Below are 10,522 nucleotides of genomic sequence, written 5' to 3'. Positions count from 1 at the left end.
GGCCCTCCTTCCCGAGAGCGTTACCCGGCCGCCAGCGGCTCTCCGTCCGAGTTTGCCTCGGGTGGGAAGGTGCCGTTCGCGTAGGGATTGAACTCGTTGGTGAACAACTTGGTGACGTCGATGCCCGCGGGCAGTTCCCCGAGTCGCACCGCCTCGTCCACCCACAGGGTGTACTCGTCGGCGCCGATCACCCCGCCCGGCGCCGGTATACCGGCGCTCTTGAAGTGCTGGACGAAGTTGGTGTTCTCCGCCCGGCCGCGACCGTTGATGATCTCCTCGAACTTGGCGACCACCTCCGCACGCGGATGGGTTTGCGCCCACCGGATCGCCCGCGCGGTGCCCTGGACGAAGTCCTTGACATCGTCGGCGTTGCTGGCGATGAAATCGTCGCGGACCACGTAACTGGCGATGGCGAGGTTGCCGATGAGGTCGGTGTCGCGGAAGATCTCGTGCAACCCGCCGTGCTCGAGTGCCACGTCCTTGATTATCGTGCCCAGATTGCCGACATCGACCTGCTTCTGGCGCAGCGCTGTCTCCGTGTTGACCGGCGGGACGACGATGAACTCGACCTGCTTGATTTCATCGTCGGACAATCCCTGTCGGTGTAGCCACTCCTTGATCGCGTATTCGTGATACGCCCCGAGGGTGTTGATGCCGACCTTCTTGCCGATCAAGTCCCGCGCGGTGTTGATGCCGCTGCCTTCGAGGGAGTAGTACCCCTGGAAGGTGTCGGTGTCCGACCCGTTGGCCGAGACCACCGCGGTGATCTTCGAGCCGGCCTGCTGCAGCTTGGCCACCGAACCGTTGAATGCCCCGCCGATGTCGACCTGGTTGGTCGCCACCGACTGGATATCCTGCGGGCCGGAGGTGGTGTCGCCCTTCCATTCCAATGACACTCGCTCGAAGTAGCCGAGGTGGTCGGCGAGTTCGTACCAGGTCACCTGGCTCGGCGATCCCTGGTATCGCAGCACGGTTTTGCCCTCGGCTGTGGTTTGGGATTCCGTGCTGCTCGATCCGCAGCCGACCACCAGCGCCGCCACGGCACTGGCGACGACGGCGATCGTTGCAATTCTTCGGAAGTTCATCGCGGGTTACTTGCCGACGAACTTGTCACCCGAGATGGCGGTCGACGGGTTGCCGTCGATGCCAACCGGGACGTCACCCTCGAGCGTCGTGCGGTAGAGCACCCGGGTGATGTCGAGATGGTTGACGTCGCTGGGTGCCAGGTGCGCGGTGGCTCGGTTGTCCCAGACCGCGATGCTGCCGTCGAACCAGCGGAACCGCACCGTGTAGGCCGGGTTGGTCACCTCGTCGAACAGCAGGTCCAGCAGCGCGTCGCTCTGGCGTGCGCTCAATCCGACGATGCGCGTGGTGAATCCGGGATTCACGAACAGCACGCGCTCGCCGGTGGCCGGGTGCACGCGCACGACCGGGTGTTCTGTCACCAGCGGGTTGTCCTGGGTCTTGCGAGCGTAAGTGCTGCCCGCGTGCCAGACCGGTCGGCGTCCGCCGAAGCGGTGCTCGGCGCGCAGCCCGTTCACGAGGTCCTTGAGCGAGTCCGGCAGGTTTGCGTAGGCGGCCGCCAGATTGGTCCAACTGGTGTCGCCACCACGCTTCGGTGCGATGTGCGCGCGCAGCACCGTGATCGCGGGCGGGTTGATCAGCGCGGTGACATCGGTGTGCCACTCGTTGGTGTAGCTGGCGGCCTTGATGCCGAACTTCCGCTCGTAGTCACGGTTGTCGACCGTGAGGATCTCCGGGAACTCGGTCGGCGCTTCGTCGTCGTAGGGGTGCGACGACGTGACGCGGCCGAGTTGGCGGGAGAACGCGATGTGCTCCGCGTGCCCGATGTGCTGATCGCGGAAGAACAGCACCTTGTAGCGGTGCAGCGCGTCGGTGACGGCCTTCACCTGTTCGGGCGGAAGCGGTTGGGACAGATCGATATTGCGTACCTCGGCCCCGATATAGCCGGCGACCGGGCGGAACTCGAGGTCGGTATCGGCGGCGACGGGGGAGTGGGTGTCGATCACGGTCATGCGGAAAAGCCTTTCTAGGTATGAGGGTTGGATCAGGCGAGGAAGGGGTCGCCGGAAATCGAGCGGGAGCTACCACCGTCGGCACCGAGCGGAACGTCCCCCTCGATGGTGGTGCGGTACAGCACCCGCACCACGTCGAGGTGATCGAGGTCGGTCGGCGCGAGGTGGGCGGTTGCGCGGTTGTCCCAGACACCGAGGCTGTTCGGTGTCCAGTTGATTCGCACCGTGTACGCGGGATTGGCGATCTCGTCGAAGAGCAGATCGAGAATGCGGTCGCTCTGGCGCGCGTTGAGCCCGACGATGCGGCTGGTGAAACCGGGCGAGACGAACAGCGCCCTGGCCCCGGTCACCGGGTGCACACGCACCACCGGATGCTCGGAGATGATCGGGATCGTCTTGGCCTTGCGGTCGCTTTCGGAGCCCTCGACCCACCGCGGTGCCCGCCCGCCGAAGCGGTGCTCGGCGTAGCTGCCGTCGAGGAACTTCTGCAGTGAGGCGGGCAGGTTTGCATATGCCGCAGTGAGATCGGTCCACGTGGTGTCACCACCGATCTCGGGGACGAGTTCGGCGCGCAGCGTGGTCACCGCGGGTGGGTTGATCAGTGCGGTCACGTCGCTGTGCCAGAAATTGGCGTAGCTGTAGCTCTTCGTGCCGGCCTTGGCCGCGTACTTGCGGCTGTCGACCTCGAGAATTTCGGGGAAGCCCTCGGGTGCCTTGTCCTCGTAGGGATGTGCAGGCGTCACTTTGCCGAAGGTCCGCGAGAACCGGATGTGCTGGGTGTGGTCGAGTGGCTGATCGCGGAAGAACAGCACCTTGTACTCGAAAAGGGCGTTTCGCAGTTGTTCGGCGGTGTCGGGGGCAAGCTCATCGGCAAGCGTCACCCCCGACACCTCGGCGCCGAGATAACCGGCGATTGGCGCGATGTCGAGCGAGGTGGAGGTAGCGGTAGCAGTGGACATGACGGACTCCTGATTCGGGAATCGACCGCCGTCCGCCGATTCTTTGTTGGATCGACGGCACGGCATTGGCACACATGCCGACTCGATTCGAGGCATGCGCGTGAAAGTGATTGGGGCGCAGAACTATGCGCGTCAGGTGAGGCTGTGGTGGCAGCGACAGCTCACCCTGCTGAATGCGGTGCTCACGACTAGTAGTGTCGGCGCGTACGCGGCCGCAGACAACGATTTGGAGCAGCGGCGAATTTATTGCCGGGGTTTCCCACGACGGTACAGTTGGGCAACACCGGCGGGGTAGAGTCGGCAGCCGGGTCGAACCGAGGGGGTCGGGTGGAGCTTGCACGCGATCGGACTGCGCTGCTACTCATCGAGTTTCAGAAGCAATGGACCGGTCCCGGGCTGTACAACCGGTCGATCGCCAGGGAACTGAGACGGCGTGACGTCATCGGCAATAGTCTCGAACTCGTCGCAGCGTCACGCGCTGCCGGTGTGCCGGTGGTCCATGCCCCCTTGGTAATCGATCCCAAACAGCTGAACGGAACCTTCGCCCGGCTGACCCGCGGCCGGGTCTTCACCGCGGGCAGTAGCCGTGCGGAACTCACCAACGGTATCCATTCACCGGGTGACTCGGTGGTCCATGGCCGCACGGCATTCGACGCGTTCGTCGACAGCGACCTCGAGCAGGTCCTACGCGCTGCCGGTGCCGAGACTATCGTCATATGCGGATTCACCACCGATCAGTGCGTGGTGAAGACATTTCGCACGGCCCTCGCGCGCGGCTTCGATGCGTTCGTGGTACCCGACTGCACCGCGACCTTTTCGAGAATCATGCAGCGCAGAAGTGAGCGCACTTTCGGTCCGCGCGCGCTTTCCCTCGCCGAAGTGCGGACCGCCCTCGCCGGCTAGCTCATGCTCGACGAGCGACGTCTCGGATGGTTTCGCGATTGCGGATGCCCGCGGTCGAGACGGCCAAGTCCCAACGGGCACTGCTCTTCGTGAATTCAGACCAGCCAGGCGGCAGCGTTCGGCGCCAGCTTGCCGTCGATGAGGGGGGCACTCGCCAACACCAACGTGCCCGGCGGAAGCGAAATCGGCTCCGCGGAGGCGTTCAGCGCGCAGATGACGCCACCCGCGCGGCGGAACGCCAGGCATTCGGACGGGCTGCCGTACCACTCGATCTCCGCGCCGGAAAACTCCGGATGCTTGGCCCGCAGTTCCAACGCGGAACGGTAGAGCGTGAGCGTCGAATCGAGATCCTCGAGTTGGGATTCCACGGTGAGCCCGGACCAGTCCGTCGGGATGGGCAGCCACGGTGCGCTCTTGCCGTCGGTGAACCCGAACGGTGGTTCGGTTCCCTCCCACGGTAGCGGGATGCGGCAGGCGTCGCGGCCGCGTTCGGTGTGCCCGGAGCGTTCCCACATCGGATCGCGCAACGCCTCGTCGGGTAGGTCGGCGTTGGGCAGACCGAGTTCGCTGCCGTTGTAGAGAAAGGCGACACCTGGCAGCGCCAGCTTCACGAGCGCCATCGCGCGGGCCCGGTCCCGGCCTACCGCGCCGCCGCCGTACCGCGTGACCTCGCGGTCCACGTCGTGGTTGGACAGGGTCCACGTCGGGGTGGCGCCAACCCGGCCCACGGCGCGGATCGAGTGGTCGATCGCCTCTCGAATGGCGGTCGCATCGAAATCGGCCTGGACCAGCCGGAAATTGAACGCCAGGTGCAGCTCGTCGGGCCGGACGTAGTCGCCGAAGCGTTCGTCGTCGTCCACCCAGACCTCGCCCACCGCGACCGAGCCCGGGTACTCGTCGAGCACCTTGCGGATGTTGCGATGGATTTCGTGCACGCCGTCCTGATCGAATCGGGGGTCGCCCTCGGCGCTGTCGAGTAGTTCGGACTCGTCGTTGTGTGCCATGTCGGGCAACTGGTCGGGCTTGGCCAGGCCGTGCGCGACGTCGATCCGGAACCCGTCGATACCGCGGTCGAGCCAGAATCGCAGGGTACGGGCGAGATCGTCGGAGACTTCCGGATTATCCCAGTTCAGGTCGGGTTGCTCGGATGCGAACAGATGCAGGTACCACTGGCCGAGCGAGCCATCGGGCTCGGTGACCCTGGTCCATGCCGGTCCGCCGAACATGCTGCGCCAATTGTTCGGCGGTTCGGTGCCGCCCTCACCGCGACCGTCGCGGAAGTAGTAACGGGCGCGGGCCGGACTGCCCGGCGATGCGGCGAGCGCCTCGGCGAACCACGCGTGCTGATCGCTGGTGTGGTTGGGCACCAGGTCCATCGTGACCCGAATCTCGCGTTCGTGTGCCTCCGCAACGAGCGCGTCGAAGTCCGCGAGATCTCCGAACAGGGGATCGATATCGCGCGGGTCGGCGACGTCGTAACCGTGGTCGGCCATCGGCGAACGCATCACCGGGGACAGCCAAATCGCGTCGACACCGAGCAATTCGAGGTAGCCGAGTTTGTCGCGGATGCCCGCGAGGTCGCCAACACCGTCGCCGTCGGAATCGGCGAACGAACGCGGATAGACCTGATAGACCACCGCATCGCGCCACCAGGCGTCGGCGGAGTCTTCGGTCGGGTGTGCCAGGTCGACTTCGGTCACATAAGGCATAGTGCCAAACGGCCGCGACATTCTCGATTCGCACCGCGCCGCCCGAGGAAGCCCGCAGCTAGAGGCACTTGCGGCCGGTACCGCGTCACAGCGGCGCGTTCACCAACGAGTTCGCGGCCATCTCGAAGTAATCGACCAGTGCCTTGCGGTGCGCGTCGTCGAGTTCGGGTCCGATCGAGTCCACGGCGATATGCATGCACCGCAGCCACGCATCGCGTTCGAGGTAGCCGACGCGGAACGGCATATGGCGCATCCGCAGACGTGGGTGGCCGCGCTCGTCGGAGTAGGTGCGGGGGCCGCCCCAGTACTGCTCGAGGAACATCCGCAACCGTCGTTCGGCGGGACCGAGATCCTCCTCGGGATACAGCGGCCGCAGAATCTCGTCCTTGGCGACTTCCTCGTAGAACCGACCAACCAGGCGGTGGAACGTGTCGGCGCCGCCGATCGCTTCGTAGAAACTCGGCTCGGTGTCGGTCATCGGTGCGGAGTCATCCTCTCGAGTGCGGACAGCGACACCGCCATTGTGCCCGCTCGCCTGGACAGGCACGGCGGGGGACGGGTGCCTACCGCCGGAATCGCGAACGAACGGTGCTGCGGGTGTCATCGCATGTTCACTTGCTGTCCTGCGACTTTGTGCCAAATCGGCGTGCATCTGCCGCCTATCCGTGTTCCACTTTGGTGACGAACCTGCGGAGGCCGCATGACGCATCGACACCACGCTCGCGCCGACCACGCCCGAGCGGACCATGCCCGAGCGCACCGACAACTCGTGCCCACCGACGCCCATAAACAGGGGTCGGGGGCCAATACCCTCCACGTTTATTCCGAGACAACGTCTCCTCCGCTTCTCGCCGCCGACGAGAACGCGGTTCCTGCGTGGGTGAAGCGCCGGGTCCTGCTGCTGAACGCGACCTTCGAGCCGCTCACCGCTGTTCCCGTCCGACGCGCCGTCACCTTGCTCGTGTGCGACAAGGCCGACCCCGTGCACGAAGATCCGCAGGGCGCGGTCCTGCATTCCGCCGCACGCGCGGTTGCCGTGCCGTCGGTGATCCGACTTCGCACCTATGTGCGCGTGCCGTATCGCGCCCGCATCCCGATGACTCGCGCGGCCCTCATGCATCGCGACCGGTTCCGGTGCGCCTATTGCGGGGGCAAGGCGGAAACGATCGACCACGTCGTGCCGCGCAGCCGCGGGGGCGAGCATTCCTGGGAGAACTGCGTCGCCAGTTGCGCCTCGTGTAATCACCGCAAAGCCGACAAGTTGCTCAGCGAACTCGGCTGGACGCTGCGCGCGGCGCTGGTGCCGCCGAAGGGTCCGCATTGGCGGCTGCTCGCGTCCACGAAGGAGCTCGATCCGTCGTGGTTGCGCTATCTCGGCGAAGGTGCCGCCTGACCCGAGACGCGCGGATTCTGTCCGGTGCGGGCGAAGCGGCCGGGTAGCGCCGCGACATGCCGCACGGTCGACTACCGTAAGCGTGTGAGCCTTCTCGAAACAGTGCTGATATTCGTGGTCATTCCGGTCGCGGTGTGGGGGTTGCTGGGCGCGGCGTCGATGCTCGGCAAGAGGTACGCCGGCACCGCCCCCGCGCACTACGACCTTCGCGCCCACTGGACGCACGAGCCCGTTCTGTGGAGTGCGGTGGACGAAGTCACCACGCACGCCCACCACAGCGGACATGCGGCGATCGAAGCCGCGCCGGCAAATCTGATCGGAGGCACCGCAAGTGGCAAGTGGTAACCATTGGCCGGCGGTGATCGAGGCCGAGCTGCCGCTCGGCTCGGTAATCACCTCGAGCGGTCGCGTGTCGTCGGTGCATCGTGCCGGTGAGGAGTTCCCCGAACTCCCGTTCACTCAGCAGGAGCTGATCGCGCTCGATGTGGCGCTGACCGACGCGACCCGGTCCACCAAGATCCGCTTCAACGTCTACCTCGGTGATCTCGGCGACGATCCCGCCGCCGGCGTCCTGGCGCTGTTCCCGAGCACGCCCGAGGCGGAGCGCTCGACGCTGATCGCCGTGTCGCCGAACCAGCGCGCCATCGAGATCCGCTCCGGGCGCAGGGTTTCCAACCGCGTTACCGACAGCGTCGCGCAGCTCGGCGTCACCGCCGCGGTCGCCTCGTTCGGCCAGGGCGATCTGATCGACGGCATCGTGTCGGCGATCCGGGTGATGACCGCCGCGATCTCGAAGGCCTAGACGGAACTCCGAACGACGATCGGGTAGGGCGCGCGCACTTCGAGTGCGCGCGCCCTACCCGTCTGTGTCGGTCTAGCTCGCGTCGAATTTGCGGGCCGCGAGCGCCCGAACGACGCCCGCGCGGCCCTCGACCACGAGGCGACGCAGCGCGGCCGGGTGCTCGGCGGCAAGGAATTCGTCCGCCACTTCGAGTGCGTGCTCGTTGATCTCCCAGGACGGATACAGCCCGACCACGACCGTCTGGGCGACCTCGCTCGACCGGCGCTCCCACACGCCGGGGATGGCGTCGAAGTAGCGCTGCAGATACGGCGCGAGCAACTCACCCTGACCCTGCGGCGCGAACCCGGAAATGATCGAGCGTGCGGTGATGTTCGCGACCGAGTCATCCTCGATCACCGTGGCCCAGGCCTTTTCCTTGACCGCGGCCTGTGGTCGTGCGGCCGCAGCTGCTGCGGCCAGTCGCTTGCCGGCTGCCGTGTTGTCCCGCTCGAGCTCGGCGTCGATGAACGGCGTCTCGATGCCGTCTGCGTCGATCTCGCCGGCGGCAGCGAGTGCCGCGACGATCCGCCAGCGCAGGTCGGTGTCCACGACGAGTCCTGGCAGGCCGACCGTCGAGGGATCGGCATCGAGCAGTTCCTGCAGGACCTCGGTGTGCCAGGCCGACAACAGTGACGAGGCGAGCGCGTTCACGAACGCCAGCTGATGATCCGAACCCGGCTCCGCCTCGCGAGCGAGTTCGAGCACCCGGTCGGCGAAGCGCGGCCAGCCCTCGTCCTTCGCCCAGGCCGGCTCGGCGTAGCTGCCGAGCGATGCCTGGGCCTGCATCAGCAAGCGCTGTACGACACCGACTTCGGTCTCTGCGCCGACGCCGCGTTCGACCAGAGCGACGTAATCGCGCGCTTTGAACTCGGCTTGCCGGGTCATCTCCCAGGCCGCCGACCAGGCGAGGGTGCGGGGGAGAGCATCGGCGATATCGGCGACGCGCTCGATCAGCGTGTCCAACGACTCGGGATCCAGGCGCACCGAGCAGTAGGTCAGGTCGTCATCGTTGACCAACACGAATTTGCCGCGCCCGACACCGATCAGCTCGGGCACGTCGGTCTGCTCGGCCGCGTCGAGGTCGAGCTCGATCCGCTTGGTGCGCACCAGCTTTCCGTTGCCGTCATCGTCGTAGACGCCGATCGCGAGTCGATGCACGCGCCGCTCGCCCTTGCCCGGTTCGGCACCGTCCTGTATCACCGAGAACTTGGTGAACTTCCCGTCGGCATCGGTGTCGAAGGCGGGGCGCAGCGTGTTGAGCCCAGTGGTCCGCAGCCACTGCGCGCCCCAGTCGGACAGGTCGCGCCCCGACGCCTTCTCCAACGCCGCGAGCAGGTCGTCGAAGGTCGCGTTCCCGAATGCGTGTGCGGCGAAGTAGTCACGTAGACCCGCAAGGAACGACTCCAACCCGACATAGGCGACGAGCTGCTTGAGCACGCTCGCACCCTTGGCGTAGGTGATGCCGTCGAAGTTCACCTCGACCGCGTGCAGATCGGGGATGTCCGCGGCGATCGGATGGGTCGATGGCAGCTGATCCTGCCGGTAGGCCCACGACTTCTCGACGTTGGCGAATGTGGTCCAGGCGTTGACGTACTCGGTGGCCTCGGCCTGGCACAACACCGAGGCGAAGGTGGCGAACGACTCGTTGAGCCACAGGTCGTTCCACCACTGCATCGTGACGAGATCGCCGAACCACATATGCGCCATCTCGTGCAGTACGGTCTCGGCGCGGCGCTCGTAGGAGGCACGGGTGACTTTGGAGCGGAAGACGTAGTCCTCCAGGAAGGTCACCGCGCCGGCGTTCTCCATCGCACCCGCGTTGAACTCCGGCACGAACAACTGGTCGTACTTACCGAACGCATAAGGCACGCCGAAGTTCTTGTGGTAGAAGGCGAATCCCTGCTTGGTCTCGGTGAACAGCCGGTCTTCGTCCATGTGCTCGGCGAGCGACTTACGGCAGTAGATGCCGAGTGGGATGGTGCCGTGCTCGTCGGAGTACGAGTCGGTCCACTCCGAGTACGGGCCGGCGATCAGCGCGACGAGGTAGGTACTCATCCGCGGCGTCGTCCGGAAGACGTGCTTACCCGGCTCGTGCTTCACGTTTTCCACGTGGGCGGCATTCGAGATGACCTGCCAGTCCGCCGGTGCGGTCACTGTGAGGTCGAAGGTCGCCTTGAGGTCCGGCTGGTCGAAGCAGGCGAACATCCGCTTGGCGTCGGCCGTTTCGAATTGTGAGTACAGGTAGACCGAGTCATCCGATGGATCGACGAAGCGGTGCAGACCCTCCCCGGTGTTCATGAACCGGCAATCCGCCTCGACGACAAGTTCGTTTGATTCGGCGAGATCGGACAACGCGATGCCCTTGGACTCGTCGTAGCCCGACAGATCGAGGCTCGTCCCGTTCAGCACCGCGGAGCGGATGCCTGCGGCCACGATGTCGATGAAGGTGCTCGAACCGGCCTGCGCGCCGAAGGTCACCGTCGTGCGCGAAAGGAAGGTCTTCTCGCCCGGCGCGCCCGCACCGTCGGTGAGGTCGAGGTCGATCGCGTAGTTGTCGACGGTCACCAGGCGCGACCGCTCGATCGCCTGGTCGCGGGTGAGGTTGGGTGCTACCACAGCCTGTGTGCTCCTTCGTGGATACGTGATGAGTGCGCGGCCAATCTTTTTCAGAGGTCGTCACG

Annotated in this window: 10 protein-coding genes; 4 read left to right on the top strand and 6 right to left on the bottom strand. The window is 65.8% G+C overall.

What is annotated here, in order from left to right; translation table 11 throughout:
- Positions 1-20: 20 nt before the first annotated feature.
- Genes OG921_RS06480 through OG921_RS06470 form a run of 3 tightly spaced genes read right to left on the bottom strand, consistent with a single transcriptional unit; the run spans position 21 to position 2,995 of the window.
- Positions 21-1,085: an ABC transporter substrate-binding protein gene (locus OG921_RS06480; RefSeq protein WP_266111522.1), complete on the bottom strand. Its 1,065-nt coding sequence runs from the start codon at positions 1,083-1,085 to the stop codon at positions 21-23.
- 6 nt (positions 1,086-1,091) lie between these two features.
- The gene (locus tag OG921_RS06475; RefSeq protein ID WP_266111521.1) at positions 1,092-2,036 is read right to left on the bottom strand and encodes a TauD/TfdA family dioxygenase; all 945 of its coding nucleotides are present in this window, start codon (positions 2,034-2,036) and stop codon (positions 1,092-1,094) included.
- A 32-nt stretch (positions 2,037-2,068) separates the two neighbouring features.
- The gene (locus tag OG921_RS06470; protein ID WP_266111520.1) at positions 2,069-2,995 is read right to left on the bottom strand and encodes a TauD/TfdA family dioxygenase; all 927 of its coding nucleotides are present in this window, start codon (positions 2,993-2,995) and stop codon (positions 2,069-2,071) included.
- Positions 2,996-3,322: 327 nt separating this feature from the next.
- Between OG921_RS06470 and OG921_RS06465 the strand changes: the two genes are divergently transcribed.
- On the top strand, positions 3,323-3,898 hold the full coding sequence (locus tag OG921_RS06465) for a cysteine hydrolase (protein WP_266111519.1): 576 nt from the start codon (positions 3,323-3,325) through the stop codon (positions 3,896-3,898).
- Positions 3,899-3,993: 95 nt separating this feature from the next.
- Here the strand turns inward: OG921_RS06465 and OG921_RS06460 are convergent, their stop codons facing one another.
- Positions 3,994-5,598 (bottom strand): glycoside hydrolase family 13 protein, encoded by a 1,605-nt coding sequence (locus OG921_RS06460; protein WP_266111518.1) that lies wholly within the window; start codon positions 5,596-5,598, stop codon positions 3,994-3,996.
- A gap of 94 nt (positions 5,599-5,692) precedes the next feature.
- Positions 5,693-6,085, bottom strand: coding sequence for a globin (locus OG921_RS06455; protein ID WP_266111517.1), 393 nt, complete (start codon positions 6,083-6,085; stop codon positions 5,693-5,695).
- A 222-nt stretch (positions 6,086-6,307) separates the two neighbouring features.
- Between OG921_RS06455 and OG921_RS06450 the strand changes: the two genes are divergently transcribed.
- The 3 genes from OG921_RS06450 (at position 6,308) to OG921_RS06440 (ending at position 7,802) form a co-directional block, all read left to right on the top strand.
- Positions 6,308-7,000, top strand: a complete 693-nt coding sequence (locus tag OG921_RS06450; RefSeq protein WP_266111516.1) for an HNH endonuclease — start codon at positions 6,308-6,310, stop codon at positions 6,998-7,000.
- Positions 7,001-7,084: 84 nt separating this feature from the next.
- A complete protein-coding gene (locus tag OG921_RS06445; RefSeq protein ID WP_266111515.1) occupies positions 7,085-7,345 on the top strand; it encodes a hypothetical protein in 261 nt (86 codons plus the stop codon).
- On the top strand, positions 7,332-7,802 hold the full coding sequence (locus OG921_RS06440) for a DUF5130 domain-containing protein (protein ID WP_266111514.1): 471 nt from the start codon (positions 7,332-7,334) through the stop codon (positions 7,800-7,802). The genes OG921_RS06445 and OG921_RS06440 overlap by 14 nt, the downstream gene beginning before the upstream one ends.
- 72 nt (positions 7,803-7,874) lie before the next feature.
- Here the strand turns inward: OG921_RS06440 and pepN are convergent, their stop codons facing one another.
- Positions 7,875-10,457, bottom strand: a complete 2,583-nt coding sequence (pepN, locus tag OG921_RS06435; RefSeq protein ID WP_266111513.1) for an aminopeptidase N — start codon at positions 10,455-10,457, stop codon at positions 7,875-7,877.
- Positions 10,458-10,522: the final 65 nt, after the last annotated feature.

This window comes from Aldersonia sp. NBC_00410, assembly GCF_026342035.1.
In the GTDB taxonomy this organism is placed as follows: Bacteria; Actinomycetota; Actinomycetes; order Mycobacteriales; family Mycobacteriaceae; genus Aldersonia.
Note: the sequence above shows the minus strand (reverse complement) of the source record. Positions and strands in the feature narration are given on the sequence as shown.

Excerpts from the sequence above, each read along its gene's own strand:
- OG921_RS06480 (WP_266111522.1), bottom strand. The coding sequence starts at position 1,085 with ATGAACTTCCGAAGAATTGCAACGATCGCCGTCGTCGCCAGTGCCGTG.
- OG921_RS06450 (WP_266111516.1), top strand. The coding sequence starts at position 6,308 with ATGACGCATCGACACCACGCTCGCGCCGACCACGCCCGAGCGGACCAT.
- OG921_RS06470 (WP_266111520.1), bottom strand. The coding sequence starts at position 2,995 with ATGTCCACTGCTACCGCTACCTCCACCTCGCTCGACATCGCGCCAATC.
- OG921_RS06455 (WP_266111517.1), bottom strand. The coding sequence starts at position 6,085 with ATGACCGACACCGAGCCGAGTTTCTACGAAGCGATCGGCGGCGCCGAC.
- OG921_RS06475 (WP_266111521.1), bottom strand. The coding sequence starts at position 2,036 with ATGACCGTGATCGACACCCACTCCCCCGTCGCCGCCGATACCGACCTC.